General features: G+C 67.9%; 12 protein-coding genes and 1 pseudogene. 5 read left to right on the top strand and 8 right to left on the bottom strand.

All coding sequences use genetic code 11. The features are described 5' to 3' along the window. The first annotated feature begins 89 nt into the window (after window positions 1–89). The gene (locus tag C438_RS20000) at window positions 90–626 is read left to right on the top strand and encodes a hypothetical protein (protein ID WP_049917854.1); all 537 of its coding nucleotides are present in this window, start codon (window positions 90–92) and stop codon (window positions 624–626) included. 48 nt (window positions 627–674) lie between these two features. Here C438_RS20000 and serA read toward each other — a convergent pair whose 3' ends face one another. Continuing rightward, window positions 675–2,252 (bottom strand): phosphoglycerate dehydrogenase, encoded by a 1,578-nt coding sequence (gene serA / locus C438_RS07225; RefSeq protein ID WP_004968690.1) that lies wholly within the window; start codon window positions 2,250–2,252, stop codon window positions 675–677. A gap of 138 nt (window positions 2,253–2,390) precedes the next feature. Here serA and C438_RS07220 point away from each other — a divergent pair, with 138 nt between their 5' ends. Beyond that, window positions 2,391–3,056, top strand: a complete 666-nt coding sequence (locus C438_RS07220) for a DUF7504 family protein (protein WP_004968689.1) — start codon at window positions 2,391–2,393, stop codon at window positions 3,054–3,056. 56 nt (window positions 3,057–3,112) lie between these two features. On the opposite strand, the gene C438_RS07215 is transcribed toward C438_RS07220, so the two are convergent. Further along, window positions 3,113–3,550: a hypothetical protein gene (locus C438_RS07215; protein WP_004968688.1), complete on the bottom strand. Its 438-nt coding sequence runs from the start codon at window positions 3,548–3,550 to the stop codon at window positions 3,113–3,115. A 153-nt stretch (window positions 3,551–3,703) separates the two neighbouring features. Between C438_RS07215 and serB the strand changes: the two genes are divergently transcribed. After that, the gene (gene serB, locus C438_RS07210) at window positions 3,704–4,351 is read left to right on the top strand and encodes a phosphoserine phosphatase SerB (RefSeq protein ID WP_004968687.1); all 648 of its coding nucleotides are present in this window, start codon (window positions 3,704–3,706) and stop codon (window positions 4,349–4,351) included. Window positions 4,352–4,402: 51 nt separating this feature from the next. Then, window positions 4,403–4,594 carry a hypothetical protein gene (locus C438_RS07205; RefSeq protein WP_004968686.1) on the top strand — a complete coding sequence of 64 codons (192 nt, stop codon included), beginning with the start codon at window positions 4,403–4,405 and terminating at the stop codon, window positions 4,592–4,594. 24 nt (window positions 4,595–4,618) lie between these two features. On the opposite strand, the gene lpdA is transcribed toward C438_RS07205, so the two are convergent. From lpdA to lipA, 5 genes and pseudogenes are all read right to left on the bottom strand, one after another. Beyond that, window positions 4,619–6,046, bottom strand: a complete 1,428-nt coding sequence (gene lpdA, locus C438_RS07200; protein ID WP_004968685.1) for a dihydrolipoyl dehydrogenase — start codon at window positions 6,044–6,046, stop codon at window positions 4,619–4,621. Next, window positions 6,046–7,634, bottom strand: a pseudogene (locus C438_RS07195) (dihydrolipoamide acetyltransferase family protein). The gene lpdA and the pseudogene C438_RS07195 overlap by 1 nt, the downstream one beginning before the upstream one ends. Window positions 7,635–7,637: 3 nt before the next feature. Beyond that, window positions 7,638–8,621, bottom strand: coding sequence for an alpha-ketoacid dehydrogenase subunit beta (locus tag C438_RS07190; RefSeq protein ID WP_004968684.1), 984 nt, complete (start codon window positions 8,619–8,621; stop codon window positions 7,638–7,640). Then, the gene (pdhA, locus tag C438_RS07185) at window positions 8,618–9,724 is read right to left on the bottom strand and encodes a pyruvate dehydrogenase (acetyl-transferring) E1 component subunit alpha (RefSeq protein ID WP_004968683.1); all 1,107 of its coding nucleotides are present in this window, start codon (window positions 9,722–9,724) and stop codon (window positions 8,618–8,620) included. The genes C438_RS07190 and pdhA overlap by 4 nt, the downstream gene beginning before the upstream one ends. Before the next feature lie 309 nt (window positions 9,725–10,033). Next, window positions 10,034–10,969 (bottom strand): lipoyl synthase, encoded by a 936-nt coding sequence (lipA, locus tag C438_RS07180; RefSeq protein WP_049917851.1) that lies wholly within the window; start codon window positions 10,967–10,969, stop codon window positions 10,034–10,036. A gap of 603 nt (window positions 10,970–11,572) precedes the next feature. On the opposite strand from lipA, the gene C438_RS07175 reads away from it, so the two are divergent. Beyond that, on the top strand, window positions 11,573–13,912 hold the full coding sequence (locus tag C438_RS07175; RefSeq protein WP_004968681.1) for a DEAD/DEAH box helicase: 2,340 nt from the start codon (window positions 11,573–11,575) through the stop codon (window positions 13,910–13,912). Between the two features lie 40 nt (window positions 13,913–13,952). Here C438_RS07175 and C438_RS07170 read toward each other — a convergent pair whose 3' ends face one another. Beyond that, entirely contained in the window at window positions 13,953–14,603 is a 651-nt protein-coding gene (locus tag C438_RS07170; protein WP_004968680.1) for an HAD family hydrolase, read from the bottom strand. Between the last annotated feature and the right edge of the window lie 78 nt (window positions 14,604–14,681).

The raw sequence follows: 14,681 nt of genomic DNA, 5'->3' as shown, positions 1-14,681 counted from the left end.
CGGGCGGAGCCGTCAGACCGCGGACGATGACGCGCGTCGGGTGCGCGTCTGACACATTCTTTTCGTTCTGTGGTACGTCGTGCCACACGATGTCGCTCAGTAGCATGCCGACCGGAACCGTCAGTCGGGACGGGGCCGGGTCGAGAACGTACCCCCCGGACGGAACCGAAACCGGGTCGTCCACGGCCGCGGCCTCGTCGCCAGCCGCGTCCTCGACTTCGTCCGCGTCCTCACCCGCGTCCACGTCTTCACCCACGTCCGCGTCTCCATCCGCGTCCGCGCCGCCTCGCGGTCGTCAATCGCCGCCCCACAGCCGTCAGTCGCCTCCCGCCGACGCGCGGGGCCGAGACGCTCTCCGGCGCGAGAACGAGGCGCTCCGCCGCGCGAACGCCCGGCTCAGTGCCCGTCTCGACAGCGCCGACGCGGACCGACAGAAGGTAATCGACCGCTACGAACGGCTGTTGGCCGAGAGCCGCGGTCGCGGTCGAACGCGGGCCCACAGTCGCTCGGGCCGGCGGAACGACCGGTCCCGCCGCTCCGGGAGCGAATCGAGCGCGGCCGACGCGGTGCGGACCGCCGTCGGTCGCGTGGTCGACCGGGTCGCGTCGGCGCTCGGCCGACGGTAGTGCGGGCGGTGCGGGCGTTCGTTTAGAAAGAGGCGCGGGTCGCTCGCTTCAGAGCGTGATGAGGTCGACGTCGATGATGCGGTCGTCGGCGAGGAGCTTCTCGCGGACGCTGTCCGGCACGTCGTCGTCGAGGTTGTAGACGGTCAGCGCCTCGCCGCCGGCCTTCGCGCGGCGGGCGTTGAACATCCCGGCGATGTTCACGTCGTTCTCGCCGAGGACGGTCCCGATGAAGCCGATGACGCCCGGCTTGTCGTAGTTGCGGGCGACGAGCATCTGGCCGTACGGGATGGCGTCGAGACGGTAGCCGTTGATGCGGACGATGCGCGGGTCCTCGCCGGTGAACAGCGTCCCGGAGACGGTCATCTCCTCGTCGCCGTTGCGGACGGTGACGGTCACGAGGCTCTGGAAGTCGTCCGACTGGCGGGACTTCGACTCGACGACCTCGATGCCGCGCTCCTTTGCGACCTGCGGGGCGTTGACGGCGTTGACCTGCCATTCGAGCGGCGCGAAGACGCCCTTCAGCGCGGAGGCCGTGACGAGTTCGACGTCCTCGCCCGCGATGTCGCCGGTGTACGTGACTTCGACTTCGCCGAGGCGACCGTCGAGCAGTTGGGCGGCGATTTTCCCGGCGGTCTCGGCGAGACCGATGTACGGCTGGATGCGCGGGAAGGCGCTCTCGTCGACCGAGGGCGCGTTGAGCGCGTTGATGACCGGCTCGTCGCGGAACGCGGCGACGATTTGGTCGGCCGTCGAGACGGCGACGTTCTCCTGTGCGGCCGACGTGGACGCGCCGAGGTGCGGCGTGACGACCACGTCGTCGACCGAGAGAAGCGGGTTGTCGGGCGAGACGGGTTCGTCGGCGAACACGTCCACTGCGGCCCCGTCGATGACGTCGGCGTCGACGGCCTCGGCGAGGGCGGCCTCGTCGACGACGCCGCCGCGGGCGCAGTTGATGAGGTAGCCGCTCCCCATCGTTTCGAGTTCGTCGGTGGAGATGAGCCCCTCCGTCTCGGGGGTCAGCGGCGTGTGGACGGTGAGGAAGTCGGCGCGGGAGAGACAGGCGTCGAACCCGACGAGTTCCGCGCCGAGCTGGTCGGCGCGCTCCTCGCCGATGTAGGGGTCGTAGGCGACGATGTCCATCCCGAGCGACGAGAACTTCTTTGCGACCTCTTGGCCGACGCGGCCGAGGCCGACGACGCCGAGGGTCTTGCCGTTGACTTCGTTGCCGAGGTAGTCGGACTTGGCCCACTCGCCGTCCTTCAGGCGGGCGTGGGCCTGCGGGATGGAGCGCGCGGCGGCGAAGCCCATCGCGACCGTGTGCTCGGCGGCGGCGCGGACGTTCCCCTCGGGCGCGTTGGCGACGATGACGCCGTGTTGGGTCGCGGCGTCGATGTCGATGTTGTCGACGCCGATGCCGGCGCGTCCGACGATGACGAGGTCGGGTGCCGCCTCGAACACCTCGGCGGTCACCTGCGTTCCGGAGCGGACGATGAGTCCGTTCGCGTCGGAGACGGCTTCGAGTAGCGCGTCACCTTCGACATCGTACGCGGTCTCTACCTCGTAACCGGCCTCGCGTAACCGGTCCAGACCCGCGTCGGCGATCGGGTCCGTGACGAGTACCTTCATGCGCGTAGGGTCAGACCCGCGCGGGTTAAGGGTTGTCACAACGGCCGATATCGTGACATTGAGACTGTCTCGCACGGTTTGGGGGAGCGACGTGCTCGCCCACTAGTATTATCTGCCCGAGTCCGATAGGTTCGGTAGATGGTCTTCCGTCCCGAGAACGCTTCGCCGGCGATGCAATCGCCTGAGGTGTCGCTTCCGGATTCCGGGTCCGTGCTCATCGCCGGCCCGACGATGACGCGGAAGCGGCGGCTCATGCTCTCGATGCTCGCGCCCGGCGAGCGCGACGACGCGGGGACGGTCGTCGTGACGACGAAAAAGCCCGCCCCGAGCATCGCACAGGAGCTGTCGTACATCAGCGGGTCGCCCCCGGAGCAGTTCGAGGTCATCGACACGACGAGCGTCGCCGACCTCCTCGGCGACCGCCCCGACGGGGGGAACCTCCGGTACGTCTCCAGCCCCGGCGACCTGACCGGCATCGGCATCCACCTGACCGAGTCCCTCCGGGAGCACTACGAGGCGAGCCGGTCGGCCCGCGTCGGCCTGCACGTCCTCTCGACGCTCGTGATGTACACCGACCTCAAGCGGCTGTTCCAGTTCCTGCACGTCATCACGGGTCGCATCTCGGCGGCGGACTTCTCGGGCGTGTTCACGCTCGACACCGGCTTCGTCGACGAGCGCGAACTCGCGCTCCTCAAACAGCCGTTCGACGGCTTCGTCGAGACGCGCGACACCGACGGCGACCCCGAGTTCCGGGTCCGCGGCCTCGACGACGGCCCGCGGTCGTGGACGCCGCTTCGAATCTGACCGGGCGTCGCGGCCGCCCCGCGGACGTTTTCACGAGCGGGACTTTTAGGACAGATTTACGATAGATGCGTCACCGCGAGGTCGACCAGCGGCGAGTTCGCCCGGTCGAACGTCGCGATGGCCCCCGACCACTCGTCGTGCGGATAGATGGCGACGACGACCTCGTCGAACCACCTGATGACGGCGTTCAAATCCCCGTACCCGTCGAGTTCGGGTTCGTTGACGGGCTCGCCGAGCGCCTTCATCACGAGCGTCTTCACGCGCTCGCCGCGCTCCTCGGGTCCGAGCGCCTCGTCGATATCGTCGCGGAGGTAGAGCAGTTCGAACGCCTCGCCGTCGTACTGGCCGACCGCGCGCACGTCGGCCTCGTCGAGGTCGCGCAGGCTTCGGACGAACTGTCGGAGCGGGCTGTCGCCCTCGTCGCCGAAGTCGTCGGTCAGGTCCGCTTCGACGTCGCTGAGCGTCTCGTGTTCGGCGTCGTGGAGGTCGTCCATACGTGCTTGTCAAGGAGACGACGGGTAAATAGCTGTGCGCGGTCTCCCCCTGTGTCCCGCCGGTGGTCGACCGGTCGACTCGCCAGCGTCCCTCCCTCGCCGCATAACTGCCGACGCGGAAGCTTTGAAACCCCGCGGCGACGACGGGCAGATATGCGCATCATCGCCTTCGACTTCGACGGCACGCTCTCGGACTCCGAGATGACGGTCCTCCTCGGCAAGAAGAACGGCACGGCCGACGAGATGGCCGACATCACCGAGCGGGCCATGAACGACGAGATGAGCTACGCGGAGAGCCTCCGGTCGCGCGCCCGCCTCCTCGAAGGGCTCGAAGAGGAACTCGCCGAGGAGGCCTACGGCGAGGTCGAACTCCGCCCCGGCGCGGCCGACCTCATCCGGCGACTCCGCGACTACGGCCACCACGTCGCCATCTTCACCGGCGGGTTCGAACGCGGCGTCGAGCGCGCGCTCGAAAAGGAGGGCGTCGAGGTCGACGACATCGTCTCGAACCGCCTGCCCGTGAAGGGCGGCCGACTCACCGGCGACGTGGAGGGGTCGCTCATCGAGGGCACGAAGGACACGGCGCTGGAGAATCACGCCGCCGAACACGACGTGCCCATGGACCGAACGGTCGCGGTCGGCGACGGCGCGAACGACCTGCCGATGCTCGAAGTCGCCGGCCTCTCGGTCGGCTTCGTCCCCAAGGACGCGGTCCGCCCGGCCTGCGACGCCGTCGTCGCCTCCATGGACCGACTCGGAAAGCTCTTCGAGAGCCACGGGATTCTCGACGCCGACGAGTAGACTGATTGGGGTCTGCTAACACTTATCATATTCGGGGCCGTAGCGCCGCGCATGTCAATCAGCGACGTCAACACGCCCGAAATCTGGGTGGCGGGCTTCGCCTTCGTGGTCCTCGCGCTCGCCGCCCTGTCCGAGGGCGTCGTCCTCTTCGACGTCCGCACACTCGGCGTCGACGAGTCGATTCCCGCGGCCGTGGCAGTCGTGGGGACGATGCTTGCGCTGTGGTGGTTCGACGACGGGTGAAAAAGTCGGTCCGGTCCTGTGGCGCTATCGATTCAGCGTGTGAATCGCCTGTCCGAGCGCGTTCTCGGCGGCCTCCATGACCGCTTCCGCGAGCGTCGGGTGGGTGTGGATGGTCGACGCCACGTCTTCGAGCGTCGCGCCCATCTCGATGGCGAACGCGAGTTCGGCGATTAGCTCCGAGGCCTCGGGGCCGACGATTTGCGCCCCGAGGACGAAGCCGGACTCCTCGTCGGCGACGACGCGGACGAAGCCGTCGGCGTGGTTCGTCGTCAGCGCGCGGCCGGACGCCCGGAAGGGCATCTGCCCGACGACGGGCGTGAAGCCGGCTTCCTCGGCGTCGGCCTCGGTCATGCCGACCGTGCCGATTTCGGGGTCGGTGAAGACGGCCGCGGGGACGGCCTGACTGTCGAAGGCGACGGGTTCGCCGGCGACGTGCTCGGCGGCGACGATGCCCTCCTTCGAGGCGACGTGGGCGAGCATCGGCGTGTCCTCGACCACGTCGCCGACGGCGTAGATGTGCTCCACGTCGGTGCGGCGGCACTCGTCGACCGAGAGGAACCCGCGGTCGTCGGCTTCGAGGCCGGCGCTCTCGATGTCCATCGTGTCGGTGACGGGCGAGCGCCCGACGGCGACGAGCACCTTGTCGGCGCGGTACTCGTTTTCCTCGCCGTCTTCGGTCTCGGTGGTCACCATGATGCCGTCGTCCTCGTCGCGCCAGCCGCTTGCTCCCTCACCGAAGTGCATGTCGATGCCGAGGTCCTCGGCGCGCTTGCGGACGACGCGGGCCACGTCGGACTCGTAGCCCGGCAGGATGTCGTCGAGCATCTCGACGACGGTCACGTCCGCGCCGAGCTTGGCGAACGTCGTGGACAGCTCCATCCCGATGTAGCCGCCGCCGACGACGACCAGTCGCTCCGGGACGGTGTCGGCTTCGAGGGCGTCGCGGGACGACCACACCGGCTCGTCGCCGAAGTCGAAGCCGGGTATCTGGATGACGCGCGAGCCGGTGGCGATGATGCAGTGTTCGAACTCGATGGTCTCCGAGCCCTGCCCCTCGCCGCCGTGGGCGATGCGGACGGCGTTCTCGTCCTTGAAGCGGGCGGTCCCCTCGACGAGGTTGACGCCGTTTGCCTTACAGAGCTTCTCGACGCCGCCTGTGAGTTGGTCCACGACGCCGCTTTTCCAGTCGCGCAGTTGCGACATGTCGACGACGGGGTCGGCGTGGATGCCCATCTCCTCGGCGTTGCCCGCCTCGTGGGCGAGGTTCGCGCCCGTGATGAGCGCCTTCGAGGGGATACAGCCGTAGTTGAGGCAGGTGCCCCCGTAGGCGTCCTTCTCGACGAGCGTCGTGTCGATGCCGTTCTGTGCGGCGCGGATGGCGGCGACGTAGCCGCCCGGTCCCGCGCCGATGACGAGCAGTTCGGTTCCGGTTGCGATGTCTCCGACGACCATTATTCTAACACCAGCAGTTTGGGGTCTTCGAGCAGTTCCTTGACGCGGTTCGTGAATCGAGCGCCCTGCGCGCCGTCGACGATGCGGTGGTCGAACGACAGCGAGAGGGTGAGGACCTTTCGCGGCACGACCTCACCGTCGACGACCCGCGGCTTGTCTTTGATGGCTCCGAGCGCGAGAATCGCAACCTCGGGGTAGTTGACGATGGGCGTCGCGTACTCGCCGCCGATGCCGCCGATGTTGGTGATGGTGAAGGTGCCGCCGCGCATCTCCTCGGGCGCGATTTTGCGGTTGCGGGCCTTCTCGACCTTCTCGTTCATCTCGTCGGCGAGTTCGAGCATACCCTTGCGGTCCGCGTCGTGGACGACGGGGACGAGCAGGCCGGCGTCGGTCGCGGCCGCGACGCCGATGTTGTACTCGTCGCGCAGGACGATTTCCTCGTTCTCCTCGTCGAGTTGCGAGTTGAGATACGGGAAGTCCTTCAGCGCCGCGACGACCGCCTTCATCACGAACGGCATGTAGGTCAGCCGCGAGCCGCGCTCTTCGGCCACGGGCTTGAGCTGTTCGCGCAGTTCGACGAGCTCCGTCACGTCCACCTCGTCGTGGTGGGTGACGTGCGGCGCGGTGTACTTCGACCGTTGCATCTGGTCGCCGATGGCCTTGCGGACGCCCTTGTAGGGGACGCGCTCGCCGGCACCGGGTTCGACCTCGGCGCTCTCGGCGGCCGGCGACCCGCTCGTCGCCTCGGCGGTCGCGGTTCCGGCGTCGGCCTCGGCGGCCACCGCCTCGGCGTCCGCGGCCTGCGCCTCGCGCTGGGCCTGCGCGTACTCCTCGACGGCCTCGGGCGAGACGAACGCCTCGCCCTCGCGCATCTCGGTCGCGGGCACGGCGTCGATGTCGACGCCCTTCTCCTGGCCAGCGCGCGGGTCGCGGGCGCGGCGAGCGTCTGCTCGCGGTCGGCGCTCTCGGCCGACGCGGCGGACGCGGTCGCCGACGCCGACGTTCCCTCGTCGCGCTTCGCGGTCGCGGACTTCCCGTTGGTCTGGACGGTCCGCGGGCCGCTGGACTCGTCGTCGCCGTCGCCGTCGTCTTCCGCGGCGGCGCGAACGTCGCCCTCGGTCACGCGGCCGCTCGGGCCGCTCCCGTCGACGGAGTCGAGACTGACGCCGAGTTCGCGGGCGAGGCGGCGGACGCTCGGCGGGGCGAACACGCGCCCGCCGGAACCGGAGCCGTCGTCGCCAGCGTCGCCAGCATCGCCGGCGTCGTCGCTCTCGGCCGTCTCGGAATCGGCCGTTTCGGCGTCCGCGTCGGCGGCCTCGGCGTCTGCCGCGGCCTCGTCGTCGTCGCCATCTTCCTGAATGGTGATGATGACGTTGCCGACGGGGACGACCTCGCCCTCCTCGGCGAGGAGTTCCTCGACCGTCCCGTTGAACGGCGAGGGCACGTCGACGAGCGCCTTGTCGGTCTCGACCTCCGCGAGCACCTGGTCTTCGATTACCTCGTCGCCCGGCGCGACGTGCCACGTTACGAGTTCGCCTTCCGCGACGCCTTCGCCGACGTCGGGGAGTTTGAATTCCTTGAGCGCCATCGTTCAGAAGTTCACCGCCTCACGAATACCTTCTTCGACGCGGGCGACCGAGGGGAGGTAGTAGTCCTCCAGCGCGTACAGCGGGTACGGCACGTCGTAGCCCGCGACGCGCTTGACCGGCGCTTCCTGATAGAGGAGCGCTTCCTCCTGAATCGTCGCCGTGATTTCGGCTCCGAGACCGCCGTTCTTCGGGGCCTCGTGGACGACCACCGCGCGGCCGGTCTTCTTGAACGACTCGACGATGGTCTCGCGGTCGAGCGGCGAGATGGTGCGGATGTCCACGACCTCGGCGTCGATGCCCTCGTCTTCGAGGTTCTCGACGGCTTCGAGCGTCGGGCGCGTCATCGCGCCGAAGGTGAACACGGACACGTCCGTGCCCTCGCGGCGGACCGCGGCCTCGCCGATGGGGACCGTGTAGTCCTCCTCGGGGACCTCGCCGCGGAACGCCCGGTAGATGAGCTTCGGCTCCATGAAGATGACCGGGTCGGGGTCGCGGATGGCGGAGATGAGCAGTCCCTTCGTGTCGTACGGCGTCGAGGGGATGACGACCTTCAGGCCGGCCTCGTGCGCGTAGAACATCTCCTTGGATTCCGAGTGCGACTCGGGGGCGCGGATGCCGCCGCCGTAGGGCGCGCGGAGCACCATGGGGAGCGTGTAGCGGCCGCGGGTTCGGTTGCGGAACCGCGACATGTGGCTCACGATTTGGTCGAAGCCGGGGTACATGAAGCCGGAGAACTGAATCTCGGGGACCGGCTTCAGCCCCATCGCGGCCATGCCGACGGCCGTGCCGACGATGCCCGATTCGGCCAGCGGCGTGTCGATGACGCGGTCGTCGCCGAACTCGTCCCACAGGCCCTCGGTGGCCCGGAAGACGCCGCCGTTCTTGCCGACGTCCTCGCCCATGACGAGCACCTCGTCGTCGAGGTTCATCTCGGTGTAGAGACCGTCCCGTACCGCCTGCACGATGGTGAGGTTCTGACTGCTCATTCTCTGAGGAATCCTTCGTCGCCGAACTTCTCGCGGAGCGCTTCGAACTCCTCGTACTGTGCCTGAATCTCCGGGGTCCGCTCGGCGTAGGCGTAGTCGAACATGTCGCTCGGGTCCGGACGCGGGTCGGACTCGGCCGCCTCGATGGCGTCCGCGACCCGCTGTTTCACGTCTTCCTCGATGGCCTCGACGGCCTCGTCGTCGATGCGGCCCGTCTCGCGGAGGAACGCCTCCAGCCGCGGGATGGGGTCTTTCGCCTTCCACTTTTCGACCTCGTCGTCGTCGCGGTAGACGGTGGGGTCGTCGGCGGTCGTGTGCGCGCCGAAGCGGTACTGGACCGCCTCGATGAGCGTCGGGCGGCCCTCGCCCTCGCCGGGGTTCTTCGCCTTGTCGAGCGCCGCCTTCGTCACGGAGTAGACCGCGAGCGGGTCCATCCCGTCGACCTGCACGCCGTCGATGCCGTAGGCGGTCGCCTTCTGCGCCAGCGTCTCGGCGGCGGTCTGTCGCTCCCGCGGCACCGAGATGGCCCACTGGTTGTTGTTACAGAAGAAGACGTTCGGGGTGTCGAAGACGCCCGCGAAGTTCAGCCCCTCGTGGAAGTCGCCCTCGGAGGTCGCGCCGTCGCCGAAGTAACAGATGACGGCCGTGTCGTCCTCACCGCGGAGCTTCTTCGCCCACGCCGCGCCGGTCGCGTGCGGAATCTGCGAGGCGATGGGGACCGCGGGCGGAAAGAGGTTCACGCCCTCGGGCATCTCGTTGCCCTTCTCGTGGCCCATCCAGTACAGGAGCGTCTGCTTCAGCGGAAGCCCCCGGAGCAACGACGCGCCGTGTTCGCGATAGCTCGGAACCATCCAGTCCTGTTCGTCGAGCGCGAGCGCGCTCCCGATCTGTGCGCCCTCCTGTCCCGACAGCGGCGGATACGTCCCCATCCGCCCCTGTCGCTGGAGACTCACCGCCCGCGTGTCGAAATGTCGGGCGAGACGCATGTAGCGGTACATGTCGACGAGCGTCTCGTCGTCGACGTCGGGGACCTCGCCGACGACGGTCCCGTCCTCGTCGAGCACTCGTACCTGGTCCTGCGGGTCGCGTTGAAGCACGCTCACGGGAGAACCCTCCTGTTCATGGCAAAATCGACACCCGCCGGCGTTATATTGTTTTCGTATATAATTTACTTTGGCTCGGAATATTGCGGCTCGCGTCGTGCTATGTAAACTCACGCGGGGTAAAATTGGACATTTTCGCTTCTAAACGATTCTTCCTGACGTTCATTAGTGTGAACCCACACATCACCGAGAAATAATCGGAAATATCGACAGCATTGCAGGACCGGTTCGGGGCGGGCGCGGGGTCGGACCCGGATGTCGGACCCGGATGGTTGAGTCGCGCGGACGCGGTGGTGCGGCGACCGCGACCTACTGTCCGGCGGCCGCGCGGGCGGCCTGCCGCGCCTCCTCGACGCTCGACCCCTCGCGGAGGAGCGCGTCCACGAACAGTTCGCCGGCCTTGTACGACGACCGGACCATCGGGCCGGACGCGCAGTAGAGGAAGCCCAGTTCGTCCTCCGCGACGCGCCGCCACGTCTCGAAGGCGTCGGGGTGGACGTACTCGAACACGTCGAGGTGGCTCCGGGAGGGCTGGAGGTACTGGCCGAACGTGACGATGTCCACGTCGGCCTCGCGGAGGTCGGAAAGCGTCTGGTAGACCTCGTGGGCGTGCTCGCCGAGGCCGAGCATGACGGAGGTCTTCGTGTGGATGTCGGACTCGTCTGTCACCTGCCGGAGCACCGAAAGCGACTGCTCGTAGCCGGCGCGGCGGTCCCGAATCGGCCACTGGAGGCGCTCGACGGTCTCGATGTTGTGGGCGATGACGTCGGGGCCGGCGTCGATTATCTTCCGGACGTGCTCGGGGTCGCCCTGGAAGTCGGGAATCAGCACCTCGACGAGCACCTCGGGGTCGCGGCGCTTGATTTCGCGGATGGTCTCGGCGAAGTGGGCCGCGCCCTGGTCCGGCAGGTCGTCGCGGTCCACGGAGGTCAACACGACGTAGTCGAGGCCGATTTCGGTCACCGCGTCGGCGACGTTCGCCGGCTCGTCGGGGTCCAGCGGCTCCATCCCGCCGGTCGTCACGTCGCAGAAGTTACACCCGCGCGAGCACCGGTCGCCCATGAGCATGAACGTGGCCGTGCCGGGGCCGTCGCGGCCGCTCCAACACTCACCGAGGTTCGGGCAGTTCGCCTCCTCGCAGACGGTGTTGAGGTTCCGGTCCCGGAGCGTCGATTTGATATCGGTGAAACGCCGGCCCGATGGCGGTCGCATCTTCAACCAGTCTGGCTTCCGCCGCGTGCGCATAGGCAGTTCTTGCGGGGCGACGGGCAAAAACGTGAGGATTGGTCCGCCGTCTGTCGGGTTGGCGGCACAATCGCTCGCCCGAGGCGACCGAATCAGCGTCGCCACGACACCGTTCGGCCGAACCACGTTCCACGTTAGCACACGTTGTTCAGAATCGTTCAAACGAACAGTTCTATCACGGAAAACGAAACGTCCACCTCGAATACATCACGACTTTCCATCAAACAGCATGTACGACCGTGCTAGATATATCACTTAACTGAAAAACTTATATTCGAGTAAAGACTTCTATCGAGTATGAACTGGAAACACCGCCGCGACATGACGAAGGCCGAATCGAAGAAGCACGAGGCCACCGCGGGGACGAACTGGTCGTTCATCGCCGCGCTCGCCGGCGCCGCGTAAGCGGGCCTGCGCCTCGGTCCCCCAATCAATCCCCCCTACCACCCACCAACCTCAGCCCCTCCGTTTTCCGCTCGTTCGACGCCCGCGAGCCGCCGCGTCGGATGGAGAAACGCCTTTCCCCACGGACGACTCGGCTTCGTGTATGACGCTCGTCTTCGTCTCGTCCCCGACGCCAGCGCGCACCCGGAGGTGCGCCCAGTGAAAGTCGCCGAGGCGGTCCCCGAGTTCGCAGACGCCTTCGGGTTCGAGGAGTTCAACCGGATGCAACGCGAGGCGCTCCCCGCCATCCTCGACACCGACCACAACGTCGTCGCCTCCGCGCCCACCGCCAGCGGGAAGACGGCGCTCGCCGAACTCGCCATCTGTCGGACGCTCCGCGACGAGGGGACGGCGCTTTTCATCGCCCCGCTCCGCGCGCTCACCACCGAGAAGGAGACCGAGTGGGAGCGCTTCGAGGACCTCGGCTACTCGGTGTACGTCGTCACCGGCGAGCGCGACCTGAACCCCCGGCGGGCCGCCCGCGCCGACATCCTCGTGATGACGCCCGAGAAGACCGACTCCGCGACCCGGAAACACGACTCGGCGCGCTACTCCTTCATCGAGGACGTGGACTGCGTCGTCATCGACGAGGTCCACCTGCTGGACTCGGAGACCCGCGGCGGCGTCCTCGAAGTCACCGTCTCGCGGATGCGCCGCATCTGCGACCCCCGAATCGTCGCGCTGTCGGCGACCATGCCCAACATCGACGACGTGGCGGCGTGGCTCGACGCGCCCGCCGAGACGACCTTCGAGTTCGGCGACGACTACCGGCCCGTCGACCTCCACGCGGGCGTCAAGACCTACACCCACGGCGAGAACTCCTTCGCCGACAAGTACCGCCGGCTCTACCGGGCGTTCGACCTCGCGGAACCGCACATCCGCGACGGCGGCCAGTCGCTCGTGTTCGTCTCCTCGCGGCAGGACGCCGTCCGCGCGGCCGCCAAGGCCCGCGACGAACTCGCAAAGCGCGACGTGCCCATCGGCGCGCGCGGCGACTACGACTTCCACAACGAGGCCAAGGAACTGAGCAACGACTCGCTCGCCAAGGGCGTCTTGGACGGCGTCGGCTTCCACCACGCCGGCCTCTCGCGGGACGACCGCGAGGCCGTCGAGGAGTGGTTCAAGGAGGGCAAGATTCAGCTCCTGTTTTCGACCTCGACGCTCGCGTGGGGCGTGAACCTCCCCGCCCGCTGTGTCGTCATCCGCGACACGAAACACCACGACCCGCTCGAAGGCGAGGTGGACATCTCGCCGCTCGACATCCTCCAGATGCTCGGCCGCGCGGGCCGCCCCGGCTACGACGACGTGGGCTACGGCTGGGTCGTCTGCGACCGCTCGGACCAGAACAAGTACCGCCGCCTGCTCCGCGAGGGCAAGGAAATCGAGTCGCGCCTCGCAGAAGACCTCGATTCGCACCTCAACGCCGAAATCGCCATGGGGACCATCCGCGACCTCGACGACGTGATGTCGTGGCTGGAGACGACGTTCTACTACCGCCGCGCCCAGTCGAACCCGGCGGCCTACGACTTCGAAGACCTCCGCTCGCGCGTCCGCGACGTGCTCGACCGCCTCGTCTCCCGCGGCTTCGTCGAGATGGACGACGACCTCTCCATCGACGCGACCCCGCTCGGGCGACTCACCTCGAAGTACTACCTCCGGCTCGGAACCGCCTCGCGCTTCGCCGACCTCGCGCAACGCGACCGCATCACCGCCGACGACATCCTCGAAACCGTCGCGGGCGCGGCCGACTTCCGACAGGTGTCCGCGCGCCAGTCCGAGGTGGACGCCGTCGACTCGGTGCTGACGGGCGTCTCGACCACGCTCGAAGACGGCCCGAAGAAGGTGCTCGCTATCCTCCACGCTAGCATGGCGAACTCGACGCCGAGCGAACTCCGGAGCGACGCGTGGGTCATCAAGCAGAACGCGCTCCGTCTCCTCTCTGCGCTCCGCGAGTTCCTCGACACCTTCGCGGACGCCCGCGCGGCCAACCTCGCGAGGCGCGTCGAGGCCCGCGTCGACAACGGCGTCAGCAGTGACGCCGCGGCGCTCACGGCCGTCGACGGCATCGGCCCCGGCCGCGCGCGAAAGCTCGCCACCGGCGGCCTCTCGACCCCGGCCGACGTGGTCGACGCCGGCGTGAAGGAACTCACCCGCGCGGGCCTCTCGCAGGGCGTCGCCGAGCGCGTCATCGAGAGCGCGAAGGACCTCCCCGCGCCCGACGTCGACTGGGGCGAGTTCCCCGAGTCGGTCGCCCGCGGCGAAAGCGACATGCACGACATCCGCGTGCGGAACGACGGTGGCGGCGGCTCGGTCGGCATCCGCGTCACCGTCAACGACGTGGAGATGTCGGCGAAGACGTGCTACCTCTCCGACGAGGTGACCGTCCCCGTCGGCGTCTTCGGCGCGACGGACGACGAACTGGAGTTCGTCGTCGAAGTCACGTTCCCCGACCTGCCGCTACTTCCGATTCGGGAGTCGCGGACGGTTCGGGTCGAATAACAGAACCCGCGCGGACGGCCGATTTCTGGTCGCGTTTCGTCTACTCCTCGCCGAGCAACGCCGCCCGCAACTCCACTGGTCCGTTCACGATTTCGTCCGCCCGCGAGAGGTCGAGGTCGGCGTTCTCCCCGCCGCGGTAGGCGATGGTGTACGCGCCGGACCGCACGGCCGCTTCGATGCCGTTTATCGAGTCCTCGATGACGACGCACTCTTCGGGGTCGACGCCGAACTCGGCGGCGGCGTGCTCGTAGATGTGGGGTTCGGGCTTGCCGGGGTCGTCGATGTCCTCGGCCGAGAGCACGAGGTCGAGGGGGTCGAGGTCGAACCGCTCGCGGACGGTCGAAATCCAGTCCTGCGGGGCCGACGAGACGATTGCCAGCTTCTTGCCCGCCGCGCGGAGGTCCGAAAACAGCTCTTCTGCGCCGTCCATCAGGACGACGTGCTCGCCGTAGACGCTCTCCGAGTTCTCGTGGTACGCCGCGATGAACTCGTCTTTCGTGACGGTCGTCCCGTACGTCGCGTCGAGGTAGTCGTATATCTCGCGGAAGTTCATCCCCGTTATCTCCTCGTGGTCGGGGTCGCCGGACTCGATGGCGTCGGCGAACACCCACTCGTCCTCGAAGGCGTGCCAGTACTGCTCGGAATCGACCAACACTCCGTCCATGTCGAACAGCACGACGTTCGCGTCCATGGTTCGCCCTCGGCCCTGCCCGACCAAAGAGCTTCGTGCCGCGGCATGGCCAGTGAACCCTCGCACGTAGGTTCAAAT

It is taken from the genome of Haloferax denitrificans ATCC 35960 (assembly GCF_000337795.1).
Classification (GTDB): domain Archaea; phylum Halobacteriota; class Halobacteria; order Halobacteriales; family Haloferacaceae; genus Haloferax; species Haloferax denitrificans.
Note: the sequence above shows the minus strand (reverse complement) of the source record. Positions and strands in the feature narration are given on the sequence as shown.